The following is a 26857-nucleotide window of genomic DNA, read 5'->3' on the forward strand; positions in this document are numbered from 1 at the left end:
AAATTCAAAAGGGCGACTGAACCGGATCAGCCGCCCTTCTTTTGTCCAATCGGGTTTACCGCTTCCAGGCGAGGCCGGGGATTTCAGGTTCACCCTCGATCAGCACGGCAGAGGCTCCTGAAGCCCCTTCCATCGCAAAGACGGTGTCCTTCAGCATCCGTTCGGTAAACTCCTGTGGGGTGCCGACCAGACGGCCTGCAACCGCACGTCCAAAGCGCTGCGACAGCCCGCCGCCAGATTCAGCCGTGTCATTGACGAACAGATTGAGGTGATAGCCTTGGCGTTGATCATTCGCATAGGGGAAGAGGCAGAGCGTCGCCCGCATCTGCTGGCTCCCTGAAATAGATCTCGTCAGGTTGGCGACCCACACGGCGCCGTCGCACGTCGCGATCATAAACGACTGTGCGCTGACGCCTCCCAGGGCCGCCAGCGCGCCGAGACGGCTATTCTCTCCCAGCGGATTTTCGAGCTTAAAGCGGCCAGGGCGTTCCGGCGTCTGGACGGCGATCGGGCGCGAGGTATTCAAGTCGGAGGCATAGCCGCTCAGGGCACGCTCTGCAGCGTCGATAAGGCGGGCCTTTGGTGCATCGGTCTGAAGATCGATCACCGCGTAGGCCTGATACGAGCGGCTTCTGTTTTGGGCTTCAGCGGCCGAGGTCATGCCAGCGCCGACGACGGCGGCCAGCGCGAGTGCTTTAAGGGAATTCTTCATGTGCATCTCCTGCTATGCTTAGCTGTAATACATGCCCGACCTATGTGGGCTCTAGGTTGCGGCTGCAGATTTGGCGCTGCTCCAGCAGCGCCGTAGGGTCAAAACGCCCGCCTGAGCGTTTCTTTGGTTCTCAGGTTGCCCTCGACCGGATCAAAGTCGACGAGGTGTGAGGTATTCGGAAGCACCGTGAAAGCTTCAGAGACTTGATAGACTTCCGTAGCTTTGCCGAAGAGATCCGCGTCTCCTTTCCAGCCCTTACCCCTCGCAACGGTGATCTGATAATCCCCGTGGGGTAGAGCCAACTCCACAGCCGACACACCTTCCATGTAGGCAGTCGCAATCGGTGTTTGGCTGGCCCACTCGCGTATTCTTATGACGGTTCGGCGGTCAGCTTTGTGACCCGTGAATCTGACTTTGGAGTCCATTTCTTGCAGGTCAAAAGGGACGTGCCTTTTGATCGTGCCGTCTGCAGGAAAGGGCATGTGGTCTGCGAACGTTCTACCGTTCTCGCGGCTACTGAATACGGCCGGGACCTCCACTCTTCCCCGACTGAAATAGTCCTCCAGCTGGCGCCGTTTGGGCACGACCATGGCCACCGCTAAGAGGATCATGGCCAGCACCAACCCGATCTTACTGATGCCATTGTTCCGTTGCTTAGGGGGCGGCGGCGGCGGCGGCGGTGGCTGATTTGGTTTGTTTCTGGCCCCGTCGGCGTCGGCGTCGGCTTCCGCACGCGCACGCCGGAAGCGGGATTGGATTTCGAATAGCCGTCGCTCTTTCATATAGTCGCGGTCTTGCAGGCCCATATTTCTTCCTATGGCGGGGCGGTGATATGCTGGTGTCCAGGACTAGCGGGGGTTGAGAAACTGTGTCAGAACATTCGGAGAACATTGCTCAAGGAGGAGCTGACATGAACACGACTCCTGGAATGAACCTCGACCCTCGTGCTCAGGCGACGATGAATGCGCTGGCGGGCGTGGTTCTGGATCCAAAGATTCATCGCACCAACTGCATAGTCGGCATCGGCATCTGCAGTGTCTTCATCTCGATTTTCTTTCTGATCGGTCTTGGCGCGACAGTGATTGGTTTCCTGGGCGGCGGCTGGGTCGCCGGCCTTGTCGGGCTATCGTTCTTCCTCTTTCCCGGCATTTTCGCCGGGATCCCGATCTTCATCGTCTTCCGTTTGGTGCGGATTATGAAGGCGTTGCCGAAATAGACTGAACTCTTCGCAAGGCCTGAGGGGGGCGCTGCTCACGCAGCGCCCCCCTTTTCATTGTTCGCGGTAACGCCGACCCAATCGCCCACCAGCATTTTGGGAAGCTTGGTGGCCTTGGGGGTGCGCTCCTTCGCGGTCAAACAGCGCGCCGGTCGCGTTGGCGAGTACACGAGTCTTAGGATCGACATCGCTAAATACTTCACCGAATGCTCGGCCGCCGCCTTTGGCGAAGTCAGGCGTCCGCCGTGCAGCCAGTGCCTCTCCTACAGCAGCGGTGTCACCACGGATGCTGTCCCGGAGCGGAGACGAAAAACCGGGCTGAAGGGCTGAGGGACCCGCCCATCCTGGTCCGGGTGCTGCAGCTTCGGGCGGTTGGATTTCCATGCTTCTCAGCCCGCTTCCAGACGGCCTCGCTGTTGATTGAGATGGCGTTGTGTTTGGCGTCGCCAGTTCTGGGTCGTCCATTCGGAAGCCTTCGCCAGGACGGCCTTCTGATCCACGTCCTAGCCCGGTCCTCAGGCTTGCGCCGGTCCCTTCCTGAAGAAGGCGGACTGGACCGGGGTTGGCGGCTTCTGCGTTCGGAGCAAGGTTCTGGTTTCGGCCGATTAGCTCGGGGGTGTCTATGCGTGTGGCCATGTCTTTGTGGAAACTGCCGGTAACCTCGTGGACCAGGCTCATGTCAGCCATGGAATGGCCAGCAAGGATACCTCTCGCCCTATCTGCGTCGATTTCGACACCGTAGGCGTCTCGTCGGCCGACCAGTTGGTTGATCGCGTAACCTTCAAACGCATTGGCATAATTGATCTCGGCCGAGGCCCCTTGGCTTCGAGTCAGGTCTGCTCGTTGCTCATAAGACCGGGCTAAGCCCTCGGAGCGGTCCATTGCATCGGTTATTGAGCGTGTGGAAGTGAAGGTATCCGAGCGCTTCAACGCTTCCGACGTTGAAGCGCTTTGCGTCTTGGCAAAGGCCTCAGAGGCGTAGTTGGCTGCTGATTGGTCAAAGCGATCGGTGAACGATTGGCTAGACAACGAGGAGCGAGCCGCATTGAGCGCATCGGTTTCTGACGCTGTCGATGACCTAGATCCGCTGGCGCTCATGCTCAACTTGCCGCCAGCCGATACGTCTATACCAGCCTGCTTGAAGATCCCGGAGCTGAGCCCGGCTTGGCCATACGCTTCAAGGGCGGTTGCTGCGACGATGGCTTTGGCGTCCTGATGTTGAATGCCGAAGTTTCTAGACAGGGTTTGGGCCTGGCTATCCATCTGCTGTTCCGTTGCACCCCAGGTTTCGCGATTATCCCTCCCTTGGGTCCAGGTTGAAGACGTACCGCTCATCCATTGCTGTACGAACTCTGTGCTCTCAGACTGAGCACGGCTCTTTCCTTCGGTAAGTGAATGGCGAAGGTCCACAGACTCTTGCCGCCGTTCCGACGCGGCCTGGACGGCGGCTGCGGATATTCCCTCGCTATGTCGGACGTTCACCGCCGTCTGCGACTGCGCTGCCTTCGTCACGCTGACAGATCCGTCCGCGTTCGTTTCGATCCGATTTAACCCGCTATCGACATAGCCAGTACGGCCGAAGTCGAGCTCGGCCGACGTACTCTGGCGCATCCCAGACAGGTTGTTGAACGAATGGTTCGCATAGGCCGTGTTGCCGATGCTGACATTGCCAGTGGTAGCAGTTCCCGCCGCCGCCTCGGCGCCGCCCCTGAAGCTGGCCATGAAGGATTCACCGCCCTTGCCGACAGCTGCAGCGCCGGCGAATGCAATGGTCGAAGCCAAGACAGGGATCGAGAGAGACAGATAGCCAGCAAGCGATGCGATCTCCGCATTCAGCCCGCTAACGGCTTCCAGGTTCGCAAGCTTCAGCCCCGCCGTCGCTCCGGGAATGTATGTTGCCGCCGCGGTATCAACGGCCGATTTCCACATCATGATCGTGTGGAGGATCACGTACATCGGACCCCAGAGCTGCAGGTATAAGAACCCGCCGAAATAGCCCTGCATGATCCGCATCGTCATTCCTGGCAGGAGCATGGCCGGAAAGATCACCGGAAAGATCCCGAGGATGAGCAGCTCTGTAAGAATCTTCAGAAGCGGCACGGCCTTTTCTGCGACGCCGCCCATAAGGCGTTGCTGGTTGCGGGTGTGAAGCTCAGCCTGCGTTTCCGCAAAGACGCCCATCGCGTCGTTACCGGCCTCCGCCGAGAACCCTGGCACGCCGCGCCGCACCGCATTGATCATCAAGACCTGCTGGAAGGTATTCGTGGCATCGCGGGATGCCCCGACCATCATTGGGTGCAGGGCGCCCATTTCCTGAAGGAATGCACTCTGCAGCTGAGACTCGGGCAGTTCCGGCCGAAGCCGCTTTTGGAACAGGCTGATCGAGCTCGAAAGCGTAGCGTTCCATTCAGAATTCAGACGTTGGGCCGCCGTGGTGCAGCTGATGATATCCGAGCTTCCCGAGGTGTTCACGTATTCCAGCGAGCGGCCAGGGTTCGTGCCTCTTGTGACTGTCACGTAGGTCCAAAGGTCGTTCTGTCTCGCCAGCTCCCCGGCTGTGTAATGCCCCTCCAGAAGGTCGTAATAGATGCAGCCTTTGACGAAGCTACGAAGGTTTTGGTCAAAGCGCGGATCTGAGATCTGAGCCGTCCGCAGACGTTCGAACACCTTCGCGCCGAAGATCATTCCTGTCTTCGTATAGGCCACGTCTGCAGGCTGCGAGTAGGCCTGCTCCGCGAGCTTCGTCACCCGGTCGCCCACCTTGAACGTGATGCTGCTGACGACGGCCAGGGCAATCGGCACATTCGCCACATCCGCGCCCGTCAAAGATGGGTCGAAGCGATCCGTAATGTGGACCTGCGCCTTCGGCACCCACATCAGGTTGAAGATCACCATCGAGGTCAGGAACCACTTGAACGCCGACTTCACGTCGAGGTCGAAGGCCATTTTGAAAATGGTGATGATCAGCCCGAGCAGCATCGCAATGCGAAGCAGCGTCGAGAGGCCATTGGCGCCCGACATAAGCGCGACGCCCTGGAGGACATCGCGGTAGATGGCGCCGCCGCCGTAAACAACGATCTCGTGCATCTGTCTTATCCAGCCGGGACAAGGTTTGAGGCGAAGGTGACGCTATCAGCGATCCGGCTACCGACACGCGCGGCGATCACGCGTTCGGCCGCCTGCGATCGGGCAATCATCGCCTCGACCGAAGTCGTCTGTCCGCGAAGCAACATCTGCTTTTCTGTCAGTTGGCTGCGCAGCTGGTCGATGCTCGCTCGCCAGTCGCGAAGCTGCTCCTGGTCGATGCCCTGCAGATTGCGGGATCCAGCTTCGAGCTGAGACACCGACCGCTCAATCCATGTGATTGTCAGATCGAGCGCGATGATGTCCGAATACTGAGCCATTGTGTTGCCGGCCAGCGATCGTTCATGCGCAACGAAGACGCTGGCCATCTTATAGACCGGCAGCGTGACCATGTTCAGGAAGTCTTGCTCTTCAGCCGATAGCGCTTGTCGAGCCTGGATCTTGGTCGTGATCGAACGAAGCATGACCTCAACCCGGCGACGCAGGGCTGCAGACTGAGAAACCGTTTCGGTCTTTCCAAACTTCACCGGCTGGAGGCAGGCTTCGAGTTCGTTGCATTGGTGAAGACGCAACGGTCCGCCATCGAGCAGTTTTGTGATGACGCCGTCATCCGATCCGACACCAGGCAGCACGTCCACGATGCAACCGTTGTCGTTAGGGCACCGATAGATGATCGTGCCGGTCAGCGTCATGAAGAGCTCTGCAAGGCCACGGTCACTCTTGAGGAGGGGGTGCTGCTTTGAGGCTTCCCACGCCAGGTTCTTGTTGATCGGCAGGACTGCCTTATCGGCGTCTGGCAGTTGATTCAGGTTCTGCGTCAGGTTTTTTCCGCAGCCGTGCTTTGCGGCAACCCGGTCCGAAAAATAACCCCTGTGCGTCGAGAGGTCCTGACAGATCTGGTTGGACGCTGTGTCCGAACGACCCCACAGGCCGCCGACAAGCGTCTGGGCCTGCTGGCAGCTGTTCATGTTGAACTGGTTCACGTCATTCGCGAGCTTCGATAGGCTCTCGATCTGGTCAGCGACGATCGGAGAAAGCGTCTTGAGCGCCAGCATGAAGGCATAGGAGATTGCGTTGGAAGCGATCGCCTTCATCTGTGCGACGATCTGGTCAGAGTTGATGAAGCTGAACCCGCCGCTGAATATGTCGATCCCGCCGCACCCTGCCCTTACGGAGGGCATTTGGATTGACGCGATCTGCGACGTTTCCTGGGGTCCACGGAAAGCGGCGTTGCCGAGGGTGTAATAGCCCGCACTTTGCCCCTGGTAGGCGGTAGGGCCCGTGATGTTCGCAGATCCCAGAGAGCTCGACCAATAGGCGTTCATGCTGGAGTTCACGTCAGCCTGAACATTGGCCGTCCAGCATAGAACCGTCGTGGACGTGGCTACCGCCAGGGCGATGTTGCGGGTCTTTTTGAAGATCGAGGACTTGGCCATCATCGTATCCTAGAAATCTGTGCCCGGCTCTTTGGAGAGCAGGACGAAAAGGCGTTCAGCGATGTCTTCCAGGGACATCACGCCAGCGCCGGCATAGGTCAGGCACCCTTCCCGCTTCCGGCAGGGCAAAAGTTCCATCATCTGTCCGTTGGCTCCGCGCACCCGACGCGGCCGCACTTCACCAGTCCGGGGATCCACGTCGGACGACTGGAAGAAGAGCAGCGCTGGCGTCATCTGGCGCACACCCCATTGCTGCAGTTGGCCTTGGTCACGCCGTGCGCTGGGGAAATGCTGGTTGGGCGCCCCGTCTGCCGAGATGGCGGAGACGGACATGCCAAACCGATCACCGAAGGACTTCACGATTGGCGATGCAATCGTGCAGGGCCCACAACTGCCCCTGTAAACGTAGAACAGCCCGACCTTGTCGGACACATTTCGTAGGAAGAGATCTCGGTCGGCCAGCCTGTCGTCGGTCCAGCCGTGCTTCGCCACTTCCACCACAGGTCGTTTGACCGTGTAGTCGAGCTCTGGGTTCGTCCAGACCAGGCGGCGATAATAGTCGGCGAACATGCCGCCCTTATCCAGGGCGACTTGCTGCAGACGATAATAGGTCTCCACCGTTTCCGGCGAGGGCCGCCAGGTGGCGATATTCCGCGCTTCTTCGAGCTCTTTCTGGAACTGTTCAAGCTCGGCGATCTCGGGCGCGCGCATCGAGCGCAGCGGAGAATTCTCGCTCCTCTCTTCGGGCTGCTCGGGGGGCGCGGGACGGTCGCAGTAGAACCACTGTCCAAGGTCGCGGCCACAGTAGGTCTGTTCTTGGGAGGGCGCCTGCGCGGAGGCGGCGCCGAATGCGCCAAATGCAAGGGCCACGACTGCGGCCGAGATCGACCAGCTGCGCCGGTGTCCCATCTTGTTTCTCCTGGTGGAATGCGGGGTCGTCATGGCTTTCCAGCCTCGTCCACATCGCCGAAGCCCGGCGAGTTCGACCCCATGAGGTTGCTGATGTTCTGAGAGATCCGGCCCAGCGTGCTATTCGGGTCCGGATTTGTGATTTTCTTCATCGCGTCGGCGGTGAAATCGGAGAAATCGGCATTGCTCAGGTCGAGCCGCTCGAACTCTTCGACCGAGAAGCCGCTGCAATCCGCGTCCTTCGGCGTGCCCCAATCCTTGCCGATCTGAGGACGACCTGTTTCGTGAACGATGCGAGCCAGCGTCCCGTCGAAGGAGCAGTAGCGCATCGACTTTTCGAGGCAGACGCCCAGGAACGACTTTTGCGAGCAGTATGTCCCGACATAGTGCGTGGATTTTGCTTCCTGGCGGGTCATCAGCGTTTCCTCTTCCTGAGAACACTGCGTCAGACCGATATCGACACCCCAGCCGCTATCTTTGCAGCAGTTGCGGAAGCCCAGCACAGCCTTGCGGCAGCGCATCGGCTGTCCTTTGAAGATCGTCAGGTTCTTCGAATAGTCTTCACCGGCCATCTGGGCGATGAGAAGCGCGGCCAGGGCGTCGGGGAGATCAGAGCTCCCTTCGTCGTCCTGCCCTATGCACATACTGCCGATGCAAACCTTGATCTGGCAGGTATCCTTCGTCTCCTCGACCAGGACCTCTTTCTTGCACTGATAGACGTTCTCGAAAGTCCGGCATTGATCGTCACCAACCTGCCCGTCCAGGCATTCTTGGCGTAGCAGCTCACAGCCCGACGCGGGCTTGCAGTTCGTCTCTTGGGCGCCGGTCGTTTCGCAGACGTAGGTATCCGTTTCTTCCCAGCACGGCGCCGTGGTCGGAACACCGTTTATGATGCGGGTCCCGCCTGGCTGGGTGCATTGCGTATCCTTCTTGCGGCACTTCGTATCCGACGCAGGCCTGCAGGACGCGGGGCCCTCCATTTCGCCGCCCACATGCTCAGTGATTTCGCCATCGGGCGGCCCAGCGCCTTCAACAATATCCTTGCAGCGATAGGTCTTCTCGACGCCGGAACACACGCCGTTCGGGTCCTTAAGAGCGCACGTCTCGTTTACGACCTGGCAGGTCTTTACAGGCCCGCAGGTATCAACGGCTGCAGATGTGCTGCAGGTCCATGTTTCTTGGCGCTTCCAGGGGTCGCGGGTCACCGAGAGCCCATTGATCACGCGGGTTTCGTTCCCAATCAGAACCTTCTCGGCGGTCTTGCGGCAAGACGGATCGTTGCGGTTGGTGGCGCAGGGGTCAGTCCAATATTCGCCTACGATTTCGCGAGGCGTGTCGATCGGGGTTCCGCCGTTATTGACCGGGTTGTCGCAACGATAGGTGCGGTCGTAGGCCGTGCAGTTGCCTGTCCTATCCTGGCTCGCGCATGTCTGGCTCTGCTGGGTGCAGCCGCTGAACGGCGCACACGAGTTCACGGTCGATGACGCTGAGCAGATGTAGTCCTCGCGGACATGCCAAGGATTGCGCGTTACCGGGAGGCCATTGATGACCTTCGTGGCGTTGCCTTCAATGACAACTTCGCCCTGCTTTACGCAGGCGCCATTGCCAGCCAGCGCATTACACCCATTGTCCCAGGTGTCGGAGACGATATCGCGCAGGATCTCCTTAGGCGTGCCCGCGCCTGCCACCGGATCCTCACAACGGAAGTCCTGCTCGTAGCGCGAGCATCCGCCTGAAGGATCGCCATACGTCTTCTCAGTGCCGGTGCAGACACCAGAAGAATTCGTCGCGATGCATCGTTCACCCGTCTGGGCCATCCCAGCGGGGGGCGCGCATCCTGGATAATTGGATTGGCTTCCGCACTTGTAGATCTGTTCAAACCTCCAGCACGCTCGATAGACGCTGACACCGTCGATCGTGCGAGTACCTTCACCTTCGACGCACTGCATCGTTCCGGTCTTTTGGCAGTTCGGGTTTGTGTCCGCCCCAGTGGGGCAAGACGACACTAGATGTTCTCCTGTGTCCTCTTTGACAGTGGTGGGGATGCTATAAACGTCAATGCCAACTGCAGGCGCTGAGGCCGTTCCTCCGAAGTGCGCGTAGAACCAGCCAAGCATCTGGACCTGCCAAGGCGGAGCCATGAGATTCAGAGGTTGGTCGCACGCAATCGTAGCCGGGCGACTTCTGAAAAGACCCGTCGACCAGGTGCCATTACCGAATTTTACTCTGCAGCCAGGTAGCAGCGCTGAGAGAGACGCTTCTGTCGGCTCGATTGGGTTCATCTGGCCCCACGACACCTGAGCGTTATAGTGGCCCTTCTCCGTGAACCTGACGTCTTGGCTGATGGCGCAAAACTCAGTCGTTTGCGTTCCGCTGTATCCCTGCTGACAAATATAGCTTGAGGGCAGACCCGACGGGGCCGCACAGACCTGGCCGCCCGAGGGCGCGCAGCCCGGCTTTCCGTTCGCGACACACGCCGCATTGGGCGCGTGCGTAGATCCATTCCAGGTCTTTACGCAGCCATAGACATAGTCCTCGTCAACGACGACGATCCGCTTCCTTTCGCAGGAAGCGGGAGTGTGTGTCCAAACCGTGCCGGTTTTGCAGGCATAAACGTAGTCCACGTCGACGACTACAACGCGTTCGGGCTCGCAGGTCTTAGACGTGGAAGTCCAACGGTCGCCCGACAGGCATTTGTAGAGGTAGTCGGTGTCGAAGATTGGCTGATACGACCGCGCGCAAGTCTCTTCCTGGTCCACTGCGGCCTTGCCGCTCTCGCAGGTGTAGAGGGTCGTTTCAGTCCGCGTTTTCTGCCCGCTTTCGGCACGGCAGGAGGTCGTGGCATCGTCGGTCAGGCCGCCAGTGTGGCCCTGGGCGTCCTTGAAAATGTCAAAGCTGCGCTGCAGCCAGTCGTCATTGTTGCTCAGGTCGTAGCGAGCCGCATTTACGGCGCCGCCGCCAAGGACTTCCAGGTACTCGTTGCCAGGTGCATTTGCGACGCCGGACGAGATCAGCCCGTCCGGGTTATCGCCATATGCCTCCCAGCCCCCGGTATTCCCGAGGCCCGGGACAATCTGGTTGGGATCTCCAATGGGCTTGGGCTGATTTGAGCCCGCAAAGGCCCCTGCTCCACCATCCCCTGTCGTTGTTTGGCTGAACGCCATCGGTGCAACCGATGACGCCACAGCGAGAACCGCCAGCCCGAGAATTCGGGCGACAAGCGACTTAGTCGAAGATGGTGCAGACACCGTAATTCACCCCTCTAGGCGCTCCAGTGCCGCACGAGCGACATCTGGCGCAGCATCGCCGCGCTGCGCGATCTGGCGCAACGCTTCCGCGAGGCTGACATTCCCCGCGATACGGTCATGAGGGGTTACCGAGCTCACGCAGTCCACGCCGTCCTGACAAGGTTGCACAGGGGACGTGGCCGCAATGAACGTCGGGACGCGATCAACCCCATAGGCCCTGAAGACCTGTGGCTCGATCGCGAGACCGCTAAGATCATCTTGCCCGAAAACTTGGCGCGCAACAACTAGCGTGCGCTCAAAAGAGCCATCTACAAGACCGCGAATGACGAGCCGGGCGCCTGCCTTCTGGGCGTCGGCCGATAACTGCCTCAGGGCCTCGCGCGGCATGGTCAAAGAGACGGCGATATACAGCGCGCCGCCTTCGTCCTCGTTTGCGATCATCATCTTGGCGGCGTCACCAAAGGCGCTGTCGTCCAGGGCGACCATTCGCATACCTTCAGCAAGACGTGCCTCGTTCACCGCAGACAGAGTCCGCGCCTCCTCACGGTGCGCCTCGGAAATCCGCGTCGCTTGCGATAACCATTCGCCCAGGCTTGCCTCAGCGCTACGACCGCGCGCTTCGGCCTCGTCAATGAGGGCTCTTACAGCAGCGCCCGTAGCGTCCTGGGCCAGGACCGGCGTACAGGTCCACAAGACAGCGCCAAGCGCCATCGCCCCCGACGCCATCTGCATGATCGGCCAGTTTGCGCGCCAGCCCAGCCACAGCAGATTGATGGCGACATAGAAGATGCCGCCGACGATGATCCACGCCGATACAGTTCCGTCGAATGTTGGGATGCTCATTTTCTTGATCTCTATGGAACCACTGTCACGCAGCAGTTGCGCTTACGCCAAACGAGATAGCCGTAGTCTTCTCCCTTAATCGGGAAGGACTTGCCGCTCTCGTAGGGCACACTCGACACGCCTATTGCGGGGCAGGTGAAAGGGCCTGTTGTATGGCGGACCGGGTTCACCATCTGGAACCTGTATTGCCGCTTATCCATGATCGGCATCTTGTATTTGCGGCACGACGCCTTCGGCCCGCTTGTGCCATCGGCAAGCAACTGGCGGTGCATCTTGTAAGCAAACCGGGCGGCCACGAGCAGCGACCCTTGGACGTTGCCGTACTCACCCGAGACGTTGCCGGTCATGGGATACATTGTCGTCTGGCACCCGGCGCACCAGAACATTTCGTTTCTGACGTGGCCTGCCGTTGAGGCCGCACAGTCCACCGAGCAGGCCGCCACAGCGATAGGATTGGCGAAGACGAGAGACTCGGGGTGAATGAGAACCGCCAGGTGGTCGTCATTCCAGAGCGGATCGAGCTCGGTGATGTATGCGATATCGAACGTCATACGCTCGACGCACAGAAAGTCCGTCAGCAGCTCGAGCCAATACATCACAGGATAGATGTACCAGTGGACATGATAGGCGGATCTGTTCGCGACCCCATCGCTGGAGCGAGACGACTTGGCTGGATAGCCAACGCCAGGGTCAATCTTCACGCCGCCCAGGTTCACGAAACAGAACGGCTTCTGCGTCACATCAACGAGGCGAACGGGCTCCCAGAACCCGACGTTCAGGCCGATCATAACGAAAGGCGGTAGAGTGGTCGGGCAAAGGCACACCGGCGAACTTGGGTTCGGGGTGTCGGGCTTGTTGCCCTTGAACAAGGGGATGCTCCCCAGCGTCAGGGGGAACATGCAAGACCAGCATACGTCAGTGATCGGATTCACGAACCGCCCTGAGCAGCTGGCTCCCGGCACGTCGGCCGCCGCAGCAGCGACGGCGGGCGCCGCTACGGCGGACAGGTTCAAGGCTGAGGCAGTTGCATTAATCGAGGCTGAGGCTTCAGCTGCAAGCCCGAGGTTCAGGCCAACGATCGCGGCGATGCTGACAGCTCTCTTCCAAAAGACGCCCGCCCGGATCACGGCATCAACTCCGAAATCCTAAGCTGCGAGCCTTCCCTGGCGATCTTTGCTGGCACTTGCTCAAGGCTGAAGTGCTCGACCAGACGCGCTTCCTGGTCGAAGTAGAACTGCACCCCTCGGCGGCGCATGAGTTCAAGCGGTGCGCCGTTTGTCAGGATGATCCTTGTGCGGTGCTCGCCCGCAGCCCGCATCTCCTTCAGCGCCCATTCGACCTGGCGTGTGTCGTCACCGTCGATGAACAGCATGACCCGGTCAAAGTCGGGTAGGCGTTCCAGCGGATTGATCCGGTCTCCCGCTCTCGCGAAAACTCGGCCCCGGTGATCTGCGTAATCCTCCTTAACCGTAATGGTCGGGTCGAAGAGCCACGACCGCGCATATGTGGTCGTCCGGACCGGCGCCGGATTAGGTCGCTCGACCTTTTGCTCAACCCGGCGCGTAAACTCGCGCTGCAGCTGGTCAATGCGTCCTTCTTTCTCGGCGGCCTTCAGGCGCGCGGATATCACCTCAAGGATGTCCTGCTCGCCGATAGTGAACGTATGCCCGATGACGCCAAGATCCTTCGCGGAGGCCGAACTGGCGCCCAGACAAACCGCGACCAGGAGGCCCAACAATGCTGTGTAGGTTTTCATAAAATTGGCTCCCCAATCCCGATGATCCGACGGGAATCCACGAGGCCGATCACGGCGTATCGACTGTCCAGGCTGTCTTTGTGATCGCCCGCGACATAGATTTTTCCAGTCGGGATGACCCCGACCGGGCCTGGCTCTACGGGCCTGCCGCTGCGGTCGTGCGACTTCATCTGACCAACGGGAGATCCGGCGACGTACACCTGGTCCTCACGATGTTCGATCACGTCGCCGGGGACCCCGGCCACGCGCTTCACGAATGACGACCCTGCCGGATAATACTCGTTGTCGGGAACGACGAAGGCGACGAGGTTTCCTCGTGCCGGCTGTCGTTTTTGCGTGTCAACGATATAGCCCCAGTTACCGAGGCTATCGGTCTCGTTGAACCCGACGCGATATCTCGTAAGGACTTCCTGCCCGGTTTTGAGGGTGAGCGCGGCGACCAGGACAATGGCCGCCGCTCCAACCTTTCGCCAGCTCCGCTGAGGATTACTCGACATCGGCGTCGGCCCTCTCAGCGCCCGCTTTCATCACTGCAGCGACATCGACACTCATGTCGGACAGAAAAAACTCGGCAATCCGCTCATAGCTCGCAAACGGCACCTCGGCACGCTTACCGTCCCCCTGCGCAGCCACCTTTACAGCTACGAGTTTGGTCGGAAGCCCACGTTTACCCGGCACAATCAGGTAGCGATCTACGGGCGGGGGTGTGCAATGGAACAGCAGGAACCGGCGTTCATCAGCAGCCAACTTAGTCACTCCGATCATCGCCTATTGGGAGAAACCGGGCAGAGATCCGGAGGCTTCGCTCTTCGGTTGGGCTTGTTGGGGAGCCCCCCTCCGAGCCGTCGCCTCCTTCATCGCCGCCTGGACGGCGGCTTCGACCTGTTCCGTTACGTCCGGCGCTTCGCCAGCCAGAACAGCCTCGCGGGCGATCAGCAGGACGTGTCGGTTTTCTGCCGCTTTGCGAAGGGTGTCCTGGGTGACGGACAAATAGAGCTCTGTCCTTACGGCCACTTCTTCTGGCGAGATGTCCGCCATCGCCAGTTGCGCCATATAGTTTGTGGTCAACTGTCTGATCCCGACCGTCATGATTTCCGGACTGGTCTGGAGCTCCGTGATCTTCACCCAGGCAAAGACGTTGGAAATGGTCAGCAGCGCGATTGCGGCGGCGGCCGTCTGGCCCTTTGTGGGGGCCCACGCCTTGGCTCCATCAACGATGGCTTGCCCCAATGCGCGCTGCTTAGGCGCAGGCTTGGCAACTTGGACCTTGCTGTTGTTCTCGTCCATTTTAGTGTTGCGCTCCCTTGCGCCGTATTGTCGAGGCGTTGGCCCTGTCGGCCTCGAGTTCGGCCTTGAGCCTTTCGTTCTCCATAGAGAGCACGCCCCGCTCCTGGTTCACTTCGGAGATCTGGGCGTCCAGTTGCTCGACTTTGACTTTCAACTCTTCGGCCGCGGCTTCACCGCGCTTCTGGCCGCTACCCGTGGCGACCCTGGCGGTCGTCAGGATTTTTGCAGAGGTTTCTTCGTCAGCCGGTCGCTCGGTAGGATCGGCGAACATATTCCACGCCACGGTTCCCGTCAGAGCGAGAACGCCGGCCACGAGAACACCGCCCACGATCAGCTTACGCTGCTTCGCTTTGGCGTTGCCATCGCCGAGGATTTCCTCGGTGTCTTCTGCCCCCGGCAGCTCCATATCTTCAGACATCAGCGGCTCTCCTCGACGAGGAAGACGCGGGCGCTTCCTCCGGGCTGGAGTTCGTCACGGTCAGCCGCAACAGCCAGAACCCCGGCAACAAGGAACGGATCAACGAGGACAGGCGCCGTCGACTGGGCCTTGTTGTTTATGACGAGCTCTTGCCCGATCAGGCCCGCCCCCTCGCAAGTCCTGACCACACGCATTGAATAAGGGCCGACATCGCGTCCGGCTGCGCTTCGGGGACTGCAGCGCATTCCTTCGGGCGTCTCGTTGCGGAAAAGGACGCGAACCATTGCGGTCGCCGTTTCAAGATATTCGCTGCGTCGTTCAGTCCGCTCGACACTGGCACCCTCTGCAGGGCGTGCGTCACCCGCCGAGACTCTGATGTTCTGGCCAGCGATCGCCGAAACATGAAGATTGGCCTGAAGCGTCCGGCCGCTCGCCGTGACGAGAAATAGGTTGAAGCTTCGCCCCAGCGACGGCCCGTCGAATCCAACATAGACATCGCCGGTTGTTTCCTCGGCCTCGACCAACATTTGCGGGCCATCGGGGTCCTGCAGCGTTCGCACGGAGACGATGCGGTCGCCAATGATCGAGATCCGCGTTAACTGTTCGGCAGACACCGCCGCCTCGAATGTCCCATTTTCCGCGCGCAGCACTCCGCTTGCATCACGGGTGCTGGGGGCCGAAACCGCGCCAGCAGGACTGAATGGGTCGGATTGTGCAAAGGTCGCGCCTGCAGGGACCAAAAGGCCCAGGGCCGCGACTGCACCAAGCATCAGACGCTTCATGTCAATATTCCGGTTCTTCACGGGGCTTAACCTGCGACCCCTTTTCGTCGTTTTTCTCGACAGGGACGAAGCTTCGAAGAAGAACAAGAGAACCGCGTCTTACGAATGTAAGCCCGTAGGTCTTGTACTCACTTTTCAGGACTTCGCGGCTATTCAGGGTGTCGAGTTGTCCGACGACTTCGACATAGAGCTCTTTGGGGGCCACATAGAAACTTTGTGGGAAAAAGACCTGAGACGCTCTGTTTTCTTGACGGTTGAGCCGCTCGGAAATCATCATTTGCTTGATTTCCTGGAACGTTTCGGGCGTGGTCAGCCGTTCGACTTGCTTATCAAAGAAGTCTTCAGACTGAGGATTTCTGTTCAGGAATACGAAAGTCGCGTCACGCGCCAGTCGCTCCAGGTAGTCACGGGGCACGCCGCCACCGTTGATGGTCAATTCGCTTGTTAAGGTCGGCACGAGGATTGTCTGTCTTGCTCCGACGACACCCACAGCCAGCACGACATTGGCGGCGACACTTAGCCCGACCAGTCCAAATAGAAGTGCGTTTCTCCTGCCGACATCACGGGCATTCTTATGGATGTTTTCGATCTTCATCCTGCGAGGTCCCTGAGTTCTGAGCCGGGAGTGTCTTTGAAGTTGAACACTTTTGCGGGGAGCAACCAGTATGCCCGGTCGTATATTTGCGAGATCGAAGTGCCTTGTTTGATCTTACGGAGTAGCATCAAGAGGATGCCCCCAAGGATCAGACTTCCGACGAACTGGTTTATGAAAATGCCAAACGCCATCGGAAGGACAATCACGAGCAACTCGTCCATCGTGAAGAACGCGTATCGCGTCGGGATGTCTAAGTGTTGCGGAATATAGTAGTCTTTGTGATCCATCGAATAGGCGCTCAGTTAAGTGAGTTCGCGACCACGGCGTTGCAGTCACAATGAAACGCATACAGAGGGAACCCCTTCCCATCTGCCTGCACCATCTCCAACATGACGGGTATATGATGGAAGTACGCCGTGATCGCGTCCCGATTAGAACACGCCCGTGAAGAACGAGCTTACGATGTTCGGACCAATCCCACAGGCAAGACCGACCGCAATCGCAGAACCGAAGAAGATCCAGTTGAACTTGATGGCGATATTGATGACTGCCGAAATCAAAGCGATACCGGCAATGGTTTTACCGCCTGTGCCCGAGATAAAGTTCGTAATGAACGTATCCGCTTGCTGGAAGGTGTTGTCCGTACCGGCAACGGCTGCAGTCGTAGCGATAACCACAGCTGCAAGACCCACCATGCCCAGCGACAACACCTGTTGGGGTGTTGGCGAGGTCAAGGCGGGAAACGCGGCCTTCTGACTTAAACGAGCAAACATATAGGGATGCCCTTTTCTTTCCGTTCGATAGTTAAGATTGGTGTATCGGCTCATCCTCGACACCAGACGACAGACGATGTGCAACCTCTGACGTCTCGGTGTGTTTATGTCGGGCAAAAGCACCGGTCAAAAGGGGCGTATTTTTGCGTCAGGCGGCGTAAAAATACGCCCTTTAACCTTCGGACTACTTAGCCTTGCCCTATTTTTGCGCCATTTCCGAAAGGTTGCTACACTCCCCAAGGCGGTGAAAAATCTCTGCGCCTTCAAAAGCTTGGCCGTTGGAAACCGCTGGCTTTTGGAATGTGGAGGGGCTTAAACCCCATTCGAAAGCAAAAAGACGACGCTATGAACCACGCGCGTCGCCAGTTGGGATAAGTTCATGCCGTCAATGCGCGTCACCGTGAGCGCTGATCCGCGCTTCCTGGAGGCGATAGATGCCGGGATCCGCGCCCTTGGTGAGGCGGAGGGCACATCTGTCACATATGACGCATTTGCGCTGCTCGCCCTCGAGGCCCTCAAGGGGCGCAGCGCTATTGACGCCCTCCCCACATTGACCAGGTATCAGCCACCCTCACAGAACGGCGGTCTGGAATTCCGCCACCCAGGAGGAACAGAAGCCACGTACCAGGAACTCTTTCACGTCATGAGCCTGTCGATGCCGCGCGGGGTTGAGATCGTGTCCTGGAACCCTGAACAGATATTGACCGCTGCATTAACCCTTTACTCAGAAGGGCTTTCCTCGCGGGGCCGATTAAGACTTGTATGATTTTGGGACACGGCCATCATTTCTTCAGTGGCCTGTAGAAATGAGCCCGTTTCTTTCCGTTTGGGCGCATTTTTTCGCCTTTCGGCACTAGCCAAGCCGCGAGAAATGTCCGACTCTACAACCGTCGCTTTCAGGGGCCGTGCCCTGGGGGGGCTGTCTGCAACTGTTGGGCCACACGCTTATCGTGATGCCCCACTCCTTGCATCGGTCGGGAAGCGACAGTGTGTGGTGAAATGCGTAGGGGGCTGCACCGGATGCCGTGGTCAGCAGAGATCAACCAGGACGACCAGCTAATAAGGCGGTTGAGCTATTATGTTCATTGGCGATCGGCACAGATCGGCCGCGTAAAGGCTGCTGACGTAATGGGCGTGCATAGAGATACTTGTCGTCGATATTCAAATTATAATTTCCTGCAGGGCGAAGAGCCCAGCATATGTATTATTGCTTTGAATAAGCTTCTTCGTTATTTCGGCGACGATCTGGATAAGCTTTTCTTTGCCATCCGTAACTCGAATGACTTTTACGTCTTCCAGCATATCCTCGCCCGGACAAACCTCGTCGCTGACGTTGACAGAGACGGCCTTGCAGACCTGATTGAAACTTCAAAACGCCGAGTTGCTTAGATAAGAAATCGGGCCGCAAATGCGGCCCTTTTTTTTGTCTGATTTGCCCCTCGAATACTCTCGGACATTCGGGCGCTAGTCGCGCCCGCTCAGTGGGCGTCGCCAGTCAAGACGAACCCTCGGCCTTTGGCCGTGGCGACCGGCCCGTATCCCCGCCCTTCGCAAGAGCTGCAGGGCGGGTGATCCCCCTCGGGCCGATCGGTCCTGACATTCTCCGCCTTTTACGTGCGGCTTTGCCGCCCGCGCTCAGGATTACGCGCGGGCGTTTCAAAAGGATTCAGGTCAGTGGCTTCGGTCTTTCAGATCGGTGCTGTTTTCAGGGGTTCGCAGCGTCCGGGTGTAAACCAAAAGGGAAAAGAAGATGCAAATGTCTAAGATTACTGCTGTTGCTGAACTGGTTGAGGGCGTCATCGCCCCTCTGAATAAGTGCCACATCGCCCCTGAGAACGTTCGTTCTGATACCGATGTGATTGATGATGCACTGATTGAACTTGCAGATTCCATCAACTCACGCGTTGGGCTTGTGAACAGACCTGTTGCTTACGAAGTGAATGGAGAATTTTTCATCACTGCAGGGGGCCGTCGCTTCCGTGCGCTGCGCTACCTGAAGGCCAACAAGTCTCTACCCAAGGCCTTTTCGAAAGGCATACCGATCGACCTGCGCTCCCAGAATGACGCTGTTGCGATCTCCTATGCTGAGAACAACATTCGCGAGCCCATGACCCCTGTTCATGAGCTCAAGGGCTTCCGTCTGCTGGCGTCGAAAGGCTATGAGCCCGAAGACATTGCGCGGATGACCGGCGCCCGTGAACGCCATGTGACACAGATGCTCCGGCTGACAGAGGTGGCTCCAGTGGTCCTGGACGCCTTTGACCGACAAGAACTCTCCCTCGACGCTTTGCAGGCTTTTGCCGCCTCGACCGATCAGACTAGACAGATTGAGGTCCTGGAAGCGGGTTGCACAAACGCGCGGGCTATTCGCGCTGCGCTTACGGATGACACCATTCGTCTGACGGACTATCGCGTAAGGTTCGTCGGCTTTGAAAGCTATAAAGAGGCGGGCGGGCGATACACCCGTGACCTTTTTGAGGATGCAACCTACCTTCTGGATACCGCTATAGTCGACCGTCTTTACGACGAACGTCTTGCGACCATTGTTGCCTCTTACACGGCAATGGGTTGGTCTGAGGTCCGCACTGATTGTTTTGGGGCGGTTCCTTCGGGGTATCGTCGGATCTATCCGACGACCCGCGAAATGACTGCAGCTGAGCAGGAACGCTACGACGCTGCAATGTCGTTGATCGGGGCGTCTGAGGACGAGGATGCGCCCGAGGTCATCCAGGCCTACGCCGTCATTGACGAGATCGAGGCCAGCTTGTCATGCTTCACGCCAGAACAAATGGCGGATGGCGTTGCTGTCGTTCGGGTCCTCCATGGCGCACCAGAGGTTACCTTCGCCTCCCCTATCCCCGCCGTTGCCGATGATGAAGGCGGCCCGGCTGTCTCTACCAATACGACCCAGCCAAAGGCCGTGTCGGCACCCTTTGGTCACGCTGGCCATGAACGGATGACCAGGATCGCCACGACTGCGGTTCGGAATGGCCTGGCGGTTGATCCTGCAGCTGCATTGGATTGCCTTGTGGCTCACTCCGCCTTCTGCTGCTTGCGTACATCGCCCTATAGCAGTGAAAGCGCCCTTCCCGTTCAGCGTCAGGTCAACATCGAGTGCGAGGGCGTGTCTCTCAAGAGCGATCGCGCCTACGAAGATACCTACGCCCGTTGGGACGAGATTCTGCCTGACACCCTGCCCGAGGTGTTCACCTTTGTGCAGGGCCTATCCCAGGACGACAAGCTGGCCCTTCTGGCGCTCTGCACATCGCTTCAGGTCCAGGCTGTTGAACCGCGAGCAGACAATAGGCGTGTTGGTGCATGGTCGCAGTTGAACCTCATGGCACAGCGGATTTCGCTGAATGTCAGTGAGCAATGGGTGCCGGAAGAAGACTTCCTGTCAAACAGCGGCAAGGCGAACCTGATTGAGGTTGTTCGTTCGGTCGGCTCCGATCCGACGCCCTATGCCAAGGAAAAGAAGGGCGCTCTTGTTGAAATCGTCGCCCGGCTCGTCAAGACGAAGAATTGGGTTCCTCCTATGCTGGCAGCTCTCGGTCGAACCGAGGAAGAGCCTGCTGCATGATCTGATTGGGGCGACGTCAAGTCGCCCCAGTCCACCAGGTTGCATCTGCTCGGTTATCCGGGCCACCTCGGGGCAGCTCCAAGCTGCCCTTTTTTTCTTGCCTCCGACAGGGGTTTGTCCCATCAAGGCGATACCCCTTCCCATCTAGCCTCCCAACTGGAGGCTTTATGCCGAGATTTAAGGCGCGGCGATGGTCCGCGCACATTCCTTCCCTACTCGCAGCGGCCGCTTCCCTGACGCAGATCAGTGCTGTGCAGCATGGCATGTTCGTTCGTGAGGCTTTCGACGCCGCCTCCGACTACGCCTACGCAGATCCGCTCACCGATCCGACGACAACATTCGCCCTGCTGGCCGTCGATCCGTTGGTTCGCGCCGGCAAGGCCGAAGGCGAGGCCATCAGGCTCAGGAACGCTGATGCGAGGAATATCCAGGCTGTCCAGGTCGAGAGCCTTTCCCCCCTGGTGTCCAGCCGGGTATCGCGAGCCCTTCTGATCCTTGATGGTGAAACCAGAAAGGTCCAACCTTCCCGACAATCTGCCTATGCCTTGGCCGCTTCTAGGATTATGCGGCCTTCGTCACCCGGCCGCCGACGCACCCACCCCTCCCCCGTTGTCGCATCGGCCATCGAGCACGCGGCTCGAAAGACCGGAATATCGTCGGGCTATTTGCTGCGCGCTGCGCGTCGTGAATCTTCCTTTGACCCACTGGCGAGGGCTCGGACGAGCAGCGCCTTGGGCCTATATCAGTTTTTGGACGACACCTGGCTCACAACCCTGCACCGTCATGGAGCTCAGCACGGGTATGCTGGCTATGCCTCCATGATCTCGCTCGGACGCGATGGATCCCCTCGGGTCAACGACGCCAATGCACGTTTTGAAATCCTCTCCGCTCGCAAGGACCCTGTTCTATCGGCTTTGATGGGCGCCGAGTTCACTCGAGACAATCGCGACCGTCTCATGGGTTTTCTCGGTCGGGCGCCGAATGACGGCGAGCTCTATGTGGCGCATTTCATGGGCGCTGACGGCGCCATTCGCCTCTACTCGGCCAGTCGCCAGCGGCCAAACGCAATCGCAGCCGATCTATTTCCTCGTGCTGCAGCTGCAAATAAGAGCATCTTCTACGACGGGTTCGGGCGCCCCAGGAACGTCTATGCCGTAACGGCGATCTTGGAGAGAAAAGGAACGGCTTAGTTTAACCTAATGCCTCATGTCGCGGCCATAAGCGTTTGTATTAGCATAGCATTGAGGTTTCGGGTTTCGGCACTGATGTGGTGATCAAGACCCGCAATGCCCCCCTAAAGGCCTGTCTCTGTCGTTTTTATGCGTCAGAGGGCGTAAAAATACGCCATTTCCTCACTCTACGTTCACCTGTTGCACTTGAAGATGACGGGCAAACGCCTCATAGTAGAGGGGTAAGGAGCCTTGACATGGACGCGTCTTCAAGCGCCAAAAATTATGTCAACGTCAACGTGCCGCTTTCCACGGAAGGTCGGCGCGCCCTACGCTCACGCCATGATGGTTCCTTGACCTCCATCGTGGAACGTCAGGTTCGCGAGGAACTGTCAAAGGGCCACCCTATCGTTCAACGCGCGCCGCGGAAGACACCTCGTGTCTGCCTCTCGCTCGATGCCGACCTGGTCGAACGCCTCAAACATCTATCGAAGGAAATGGACGCCAATCTCACGGATGTGGTGTTCTCCTTGATGCGTGGATCGGCCCAGGCGCAGCGTCCCGCACAGCCGGTTTATAACCCCGGAATGCACGCAGCCCTTTGATTTTGCTCAGGTCGTTTGATCCGGCCTGACTCTTCTGCGCGTCTATATGCCAGATAATTAACTGTTGATTAACGGTTTTACCGCGATTTCTAGGCTTGGCGCCTTCCATCGAAGCCCCTCACCGTTCGCGGCCTGAGGGTTTTTTTTGGATCCGTCCGCCACACAGTTTTTATGGCTCACATAAAACGTGTGGAGGAAGGCGCCCGACTCGGATTATCGAGGCGAAACTTGTTCAACTGCAGGAGGATGCAGACAAAGAAAAACCGCCGACCCATAGGAGCCGGCGGGGGATTACAAGGTCAGCCAACGAGTGGGCAAACCACCAAGTTCAAATGTCCTGACCCTTATGCAATCCCCCAAGCCGAACGTCAACAAAAAACGCTCTTCGGTGCGACGGCGAAGCTTTGCCTGAAATCCTCTCCTTAGGGGGAGATTATGCAGCCACAATCGACACAAGGAACGACAGGCCTTCGGTTAATAACCCCAGGCTTGCGGACTGCTGAGAAATGGGCCGACCTCTGGTGCGGACTTCCCGATGGAGCATCGAAATCTCAGCTTCTACAATTGCTTGAGGACATTCCGGCTTCTCGCTTCGGTGTACCTGTTAAGGCGTGGCAGTTTTTGCACCGCCTAGTGAAGCGTCAGCCCCAGGCTTGTTTCCTGACTCAGTCTGAGCTTCACGGCCGGGATCTGACGACGGCGGGGCTCGCACTTATCTCGACCTGGTCGGATGATGTGCTTGGCGAAGATCTCGACAGGTCATCAAGATCCCTCGCCCGCTACCGTAGCGACCTGGCCGCAGCTGGTCTCATAGCCTTTCGAGATTCACCGGATCGCTCGCGAGCTTTCTTCGGTAAGGATCGTGACGCCCCAGACGACGCTTACGGGGTTGATCTCAAGCCCTTAGTCGCAAGGTATTCAGAGCTTTGCGCCATTCGTGACGGCCTGCGTCAGGTCAAATCGGAGTCCGTCGGCATACGCCGTTCGCTTTCCAGGGCGCGCAATCGGTTGCGCGAGCTGAAGGCGCTCATGATTGAACCCTCTGACCATCTGATTGCGGACCAGGCGCTCAAGGTTGTCGAGGCTGTGCGCCGCCGCAAAGACATTGATGCGGTGCAGCTGGGCCTTCAGCACGCGAATGAAGCTGTTGCCTCCCTCGAGGCCTCGTTTGATCGGATGATGAACGACGTTTTGTTGGAGCCAGATGTGTCGGGGGCGCCTGACAGTCTGGACACCCAATTACCACCTAGTCTCCGACCTGAATCTATAAGTGAAGAAGGGCTTGGCGAGGAAGGTACTTGGTTTAGGGCCCCTGCCCTCACGTCTAACGACACCGATGCGTCAACACCGATCAGTGTTAAGACCGTCGAAAACGGCTCTTTGGCTTCCTATGTTCACCAGGACGACATTGTATCCGACGATGTGGCGAACGAGGGCCGCATTCTATTCGAATTTACTCTCGATGCCTCTGCGCCGCCACGACAGCCTGTCCAGCGCGTCACCTGCCCTGAGCTTTCGGCTGTGATCAGGCTTCTTCCAAAACTGATGGATCGACTTGGTTATAGTTTCTACCGCGACCCCCGGTTCAGGGACGATGAAAGTCTAGTTTTGGCCTATGGTCAGGCGGCGGGCCATCGTATTGGTTTAGATCAATCGGCCATAAGACGATATTCTAGCCAGCACGGTATACGGTTCGCAATTGCGGCCCTTTTGACTGAGGGAACTCAAAGTGTCGAGAACCCCAAATCTTATCTTGAAGGAATTCTTTACAAGTTGGGCTCAGGATGGATGAAGGTTGACCTTGCAATGAGCTGGGGCCGTTTAACGCGACACTATTTGACGGGCTCCCCTCCCCCGCCGCCGCGCTACCGATAGGATCGAAAATGGTGTCTTTTCCGTGTGCGTCTTCCCCTATTGAGGCTATCGGCCTTGACCTCCCTGTGTTCCGGACTGTCTCTGACGCTTCTCGGGTTGCCGGGAGACCCGTTTTTTTCGCCGCAGAGCCCCTTCCCGAGACATTTGCGACCCTGGACACCCTAGATGACCTGTTCGGGCCTCTGTTTGCGTCCGGTCGCGCTTTCCGCCAACCTGTAGCCCAGGGCTGGGTCGTAGGTGTTCGGTTCTGGCGGCCTGAGTGATTGTCTGCACTAGCTGCACTAGTGCAGACGGATAGACCGTTCCGTCCGTCGTCGTCGTCCCTCCCGTATTCGCCGGTTTATCCGGCGTCGCCGTATGTTCCGGCTTGTACGTAGGCCCTTGCCGCTCCGGTGCAGCCGTTACCGCCGTGCGTGCCGGTTTGTCCGGTTCGTCCGGTGTTGCCGCATCTGCCGTGAGAGCCGCACAAGCCGTCTTTTCCGTATGATCCGGCTTGTACTTTGCAGCCGTCGCCTACGGTGCGTGTTGCTGCACTAGACAAACCGGACGTGCCGGATTACACGTTGTCACTAGGTTAGACGGAATGGCTAGTGTCGCCGTGTCAGACGGCATGACCGTATGGGCCGTTCTCGCCGTCAGATACGGAGAGGCAAGTGTTCAATATCACCATCGCCAACAACAAAGGCGGAAGCGGCAAAACAACGACCGCCAACCTGCTTGGAAGCGAAATCTATGCTTCTGGCGGGAGCATCATCATTCTTGAGGGCGACCCAAACCGCCCACATGCGCGTTGGGCTGAGAAACGCGGTTTCCCTGTGATCGAGGGGCCGAAGACAAGCATTTCCAACACTGAAGAAGCTTCTCTCGCCATTGCAGACGCAATGAACGGAAATCGGCTCTTAGTCATCACAACCGACGGCGATGAGGGATCAGTTCTCGACTGGATCGAGGCTGCAGCTGAGCATTGCCAGTTCCTGATATGTGACCCTGAAGGATCGCCTAACCAGTGGCTTCAGCTGGCCGTGTCCCAAGCAGACATGGTTCTTATCCCATTCGCGCCGACCACACTCGATGCGGACCAGGTGCAGGCTACGATTAAGTCTCTGAAGCAGACCGAGCGAATGTCAGGACGCAAGATCGACTATCGCGTCATGCTCACCAAGGCGAGCAATGGAGCGGTGCGAACCCGCGATGAAAATGAGCTCAGAGACGCTCTCACCAAAAACAACACGCCGATGTTGACCGTCGCCCTGGCGGATCGACCGGCATTCCGGGGCGTCTTCAAACATAACAAGATGCTGAGCGAGCTGGACGAGGCCGACGCGGGAGGGCTTCAGCGCGCGCGGGAAAACTCGAAGGCGTTCGCGGCCGAGGTGATCGGCATCCTTAAAACTAAAGCCCAGCAGGTTGCAGCATGAGCTTCAATCAATTCGACAATCTTGATGAAGATCCCTTGGATCTCAGTTTCGCCGCTCCTCAGCCGAGGAAGATCGACAAGACTGCGGCCCAGGCCGCGGCGGAGTTGTCCGAGCAGAAGGGATATCATTCTCGCCGAGGGCCCGCTGCACGCCAGGAGGTCCCTCAATCGCAACCCACGCCGGAAACTCCTAAACCGCCCCGGAACCAGGGAAGGGTCAAGATCTCCGACCTGCTGGGCGAGGAAGGGAAGATTGACGGGCTGAAGGCCCAGCTGAACTTCATCGCGCCTGCGGATCTGATCTCGCGCTTTGCGCAGACGTTGCGCAATCGTGGCGAGCCGTCACGCTGGCAACTTCTGGAAAAGAGCCTCGACGCCCTGGACCGGGAAGGGGAGGGCGCTGAAGCTTCCGGTGACCAACTGCAGCTGTCGCCAGACATGGCGATTGCCCTTGCACACGTCATCAAGCGCATCAGCGCTGAAGGCTTGGCGCCTTTCGCAGCCGACACGGCCGAAGCCGATCTCGCATATGACGCACTGTTGGCGGTGCGGCGCTACTTGGAAGAGGGGGGCGTTCATGTCCGATGAACGTGATTCAGTGCCGCCGACTTTGTTCAGTGCCGCCGACCCTTACGCGATCACGGATGCCATTCGGCTCACGCTTGCTGATCACCTTCAGACCCACCTTGAGGGGAAGCCGGAAATCAGTCTTCGCGAGTTCGTTCAGGAGGGGCCACGCGGAGAGCCAAGCCACGCCTTCGGTCTGGTCCTGGGAGGAGTGTTCTATACCGTCGAGCTGACACGCGGGCGGCGCCAGACCGGAGTTGAGCCCGATCTATAGGCCACGCGGCCGGTGACGGTTGTAGCGGTCCATTCGAGACTGCATCTCGCGGAAGGCCTGCTGGCACGACCGCCCGCTTTGGCGCCCTAGACCCATCCCTGCGCCTTCTCGCCGGATCCGCCACGCCGAAGGCTCAGACCATGCCCCTGACCACAAGCCAAGCCCTGCGTTGCAGGCTTGGCGGCCAGCATTAACGTACTGCGGGACATAGAAGGGGACGGCATAGCCCCGGCTCACAAGCCAGTCTGCTATGTCGATGCCTCGGACCGTACATCTGGCGACCGCTCGCGGCGCGTACAGCCCAAGCTGGC

27 protein-coding genes are annotated in these 26857 nt (G+C 58.7%); 10 read left to right on the forward strand and 17 right to left on the reverse strand.

Annotated features, from left to right (window positions below; genetic code table 11):
* Window positions 1-55: 55 nt before the first annotated feature.
* Both JKF87_RS17255 and JKF87_RS17260 read right to left on the reverse strand, forming a co-directional pair.
* On the reverse strand, window positions 56-712 hold the full coding sequence (locus JKF87_RS17255; protein ID WP_201101120.1) for a hypothetical protein: 657 nt from the start codon (window positions 710-712) through the stop codon (window positions 56-58).
* A 98-nt stretch (window positions 713-810) separates the two neighbouring features.
* The gene (locus tag JKF87_RS17260) at window positions 811-1518 is read right to left on the reverse strand and encodes a hypothetical protein (protein ID WP_201101121.1); all 708 of its coding nucleotides are present in this window, start codon (window positions 1516-1518) and stop codon (window positions 811-813) included.
* 104 nt (window positions 1519-1622) lie between these two features.
* Here JKF87_RS17260 and JKF87_RS17265 point away from each other — a divergent pair, with 104 nt between their 5' ends.
* On the forward strand, window positions 1623-1928 hold the full coding sequence (locus JKF87_RS17265) for a hypothetical protein (RefSeq protein WP_201101122.1): 306 nt from the start codon (window positions 1623-1625) through the stop codon (window positions 1926-1928).
* A gap of 54 nt (window positions 1929-1982) precedes the next feature.
* Here JKF87_RS17265 and JKF87_RS17270 read toward each other — a convergent pair whose 3' ends face one another.
* From JKF87_RS17270 to JKF87_RS17340, 15 genes are all read right to left on the reverse strand, one after another.
* Window positions 1983-5015: a conjugal transfer protein TraG N-terminal domain-containing protein gene (locus tag JKF87_RS17270; protein ID WP_201101123.1), complete on the reverse strand. Its 3033-nt coding sequence runs from the start codon at window positions 5013-5015 to the stop codon at window positions 1983-1985.
* A gap of 5 nt (window positions 5016-5020) precedes the next feature.
* The gene (locus JKF87_RS17275; protein ID WP_201101124.1) at window positions 5021-6448 is read right to left on the reverse strand and encodes a conjugal transfer protein TraH; all 1428 of its coding nucleotides are present in this window, start codon (window positions 6446-6448) and stop codon (window positions 5021-5023) included.
* Window positions 6449-6457: 9 nt separating this feature from the next.
* Window positions 6458-7357: a conjugal transfer protein TraF gene (locus JKF87_RS17280; RefSeq protein ID WP_201101125.1), complete on the reverse strand. Its 900-nt coding sequence runs from the start codon at window positions 7355-7357 to the stop codon at window positions 6458-6460.
* A 29-nt stretch (window positions 7358-7386) separates the two neighbouring features.
* On the reverse strand, window positions 7387-10521 hold the full coding sequence (gene traN / locus JKF87_RS17285) for a conjugal transfer protein TraN (RefSeq protein WP_201101126.1): 3135 nt from the start codon (window positions 10519-10521) through the stop codon (window positions 7387-7389).
* Window positions 10522-10611: 90 nt separating this feature from the next.
* A complete protein-coding gene (gene trbC, locus JKF87_RS17290; RefSeq protein WP_201101127.1) occupies window positions 10612-11448 on the reverse strand; it encodes a type-F conjugative transfer system pilin assembly protein TrbC in 837 nt (278 codons plus the stop codon).
* Window positions 11449-11459: 11 nt separating this feature from the next.
* Window positions 11460-12575: a conjugal transfer pilus assembly protein TraU gene (gene traU / locus JKF87_RS17295; RefSeq protein ID WP_201101128.1), complete on the reverse strand. Its 1116-nt coding sequence runs from the start codon at window positions 12573-12575 to the stop codon at window positions 11460-11462.
* A complete protein-coding gene (gene traW / locus JKF87_RS17300) occupies window positions 12572-13204 on the reverse strand; it encodes a type-F conjugative transfer system protein TraW (protein ID WP_201101129.1) in 633 nt (210 codons plus the stop codon). Before traW ends, traU begins: the two co-directional genes overlap by 4 nt.
* Entirely contained in the window at window positions 13201-13701 is a 501-nt protein-coding gene (gene lepB / locus JKF87_RS17305) for a signal peptidase I (RefSeq protein ID WP_201101130.1), read from the reverse strand. Before lepB ends, traW begins: the two co-directional genes overlap by 4 nt.
* On the reverse strand, window positions 13691-13951 hold the full coding sequence (locus JKF87_RS17310; protein WP_201101131.1) for a hypothetical protein: 261 nt from the start codon (window positions 13949-13951) through the stop codon (window positions 13691-13693). The genes lepB and JKF87_RS17310 overlap by 11 nt, the downstream gene beginning before the upstream one ends.
* Window positions 13952-13972: 21 nt before the next feature.
* A complete protein-coding gene (locus JKF87_RS17315; protein ID WP_201101132.1) occupies window positions 13973-14491 on the reverse strand; it encodes a TrbI F-type domain-containing protein in 519 nt (172 codons plus the stop codon).
* 1 nt (window position 14492) lies between these two features.
* A complete protein-coding gene (locus JKF87_RS17320; RefSeq protein WP_201101133.1) occupies window positions 14493-14909 on the reverse strand; it encodes a hypothetical protein in 417 nt (138 codons plus the stop codon).
* Window positions 14909-15691: a TraK domain-containing protein gene (locus tag JKF87_RS17325; protein WP_201101134.1), complete on the reverse strand. Its 783-nt coding sequence runs from the start codon at window positions 15689-15691 to the stop codon at window positions 14909-14911. The genes JKF87_RS17320 and JKF87_RS17325 overlap by 1 nt, the downstream gene beginning before the upstream one ends.
* A 1-nt stretch (window position 15692) precedes the next feature.
* The gene (locus JKF87_RS17330; protein WP_201101135.1) at window positions 15693-16286 is read right to left on the reverse strand and encodes a TraE/TraK family type IV conjugative transfer system protein; all 594 of its coding nucleotides are present in this window, start codon (window positions 16284-16286) and stop codon (window positions 15693-15695) included.
* Entirely contained in the window at window positions 16283-16573 is a 291-nt protein-coding gene (gene traL, locus JKF87_RS18690) for a type IV conjugative transfer system protein TraL (RefSeq protein WP_201101136.1), read from the reverse strand. The genes JKF87_RS17330 and traL overlap by 4 nt, the downstream gene beginning before the upstream one ends.
* 144 nt (window positions 16574-16717) lie before the next feature.
* Window positions 16718-17113: a hypothetical protein gene (locus JKF87_RS17340; protein WP_201101137.1), complete on the reverse strand. Its 396-nt coding sequence runs from the start codon at window positions 17111-17113 to the stop codon at window positions 16718-16720.
* Between the two features lie 325 nt (window positions 17114-17438).
* Here JKF87_RS17340 and JKF87_RS17345 point away from each other — a divergent pair, with 325 nt between their 5' ends.
* The 9 genes from JKF87_RS17345 (at window position 17439) to JKF87_RS17385 (ending at window position 26546) form a co-directional block, all read left to right on the forward strand.
* The gene (locus JKF87_RS17345) at window positions 17439-17825 is read left to right on the forward strand and encodes a hypothetical protein (RefSeq protein ID WP_201101138.1); all 387 of its coding nucleotides are present in this window, start codon (window positions 17439-17441) and stop codon (window positions 17823-17825) included.
* A 233-nt stretch (window positions 17826-18058) separates the two neighbouring features.
* Window positions 18059-18448 carry a hypothetical protein gene (locus tag JKF87_RS17350; protein WP_201101139.1) on the forward strand — a complete coding sequence of 130 codons (390 nt, stop codon included), beginning with the start codon at window positions 18059-18061 and terminating at the stop codon, window positions 18446-18448.
* 367 nt (window positions 18449-18815) lie between these two features.
* Window positions 18816-20639: a ParB/RepB/Spo0J family partition protein gene (locus JKF87_RS17355; protein WP_201101140.1), complete on the forward strand. Its 1824-nt coding sequence runs from the start codon at window positions 18816-18818 to the stop codon at window positions 20637-20639.
* A gap of 263 nt (window positions 20640-20902) precedes the next feature.
* On the forward strand, window positions 20903-21829 hold the full coding sequence (locus JKF87_RS17360) for a lysozyme family protein (RefSeq protein WP_201101141.1): 927 nt from the start codon (window positions 20903-20905) through the stop codon (window positions 21827-21829).
* Window positions 21830-22065: 236 nt separating this feature from the next.
* Complete coding sequence (locus JKF87_RS17365; RefSeq protein ID WP_201101142.1) at window positions 22066-22413, forward strand: hypothetical protein; 348 nt, start codon at window positions 22066-22068, stop codon at window positions 22411-22413.
* Between the two features lie 489 nt (window positions 22414-22902).
* Window positions 22903-24288 carry a helix-turn-helix domain-containing protein gene (locus JKF87_RS17370; protein WP_201101143.1) on the forward strand — a complete coding sequence of 462 codons (1386 nt, stop codon included), beginning with the start codon at window positions 22903-22905 and terminating at the stop codon, window positions 24286-24288.
* A 653-nt stretch (window positions 24289-24941) separates the two neighbouring features.
* Complete coding sequence (locus JKF87_RS17375; protein WP_201101144.1) at window positions 24942-25706, forward strand: division plane positioning ATPase MipZ; 765 nt, start codon at window positions 24942-24944, stop codon at window positions 25704-25706.
* Window positions 25703-26293: a hypothetical protein gene (locus JKF87_RS17380; protein WP_201101145.1), complete on the forward strand. Its 591-nt coding sequence runs from the start codon at window positions 25703-25705 to the stop codon at window positions 26291-26293. Before JKF87_RS17375 ends, JKF87_RS17380 begins: the two co-directional genes overlap by 4 nt.
* Window positions 26283-26546, forward strand: coding sequence for a hypothetical protein (locus JKF87_RS17385; RefSeq protein WP_201101146.1), 264 nt, complete (start codon window positions 26283-26285; stop codon window positions 26544-26546). Before JKF87_RS17380 ends, JKF87_RS17385 begins: the two co-directional genes overlap by 11 nt.
* Window positions 26547-26857: the final 311 nt, after the last annotated feature.

Source organism: Brevundimonas nasdae, assembly GCF_016654005.1.
Classification (GTDB): Bacteria; Pseudomonadota; Alphaproteobacteria; order Caulobacterales; family Caulobacteraceae; genus Brevundimonas; species Brevundimonas nasdae.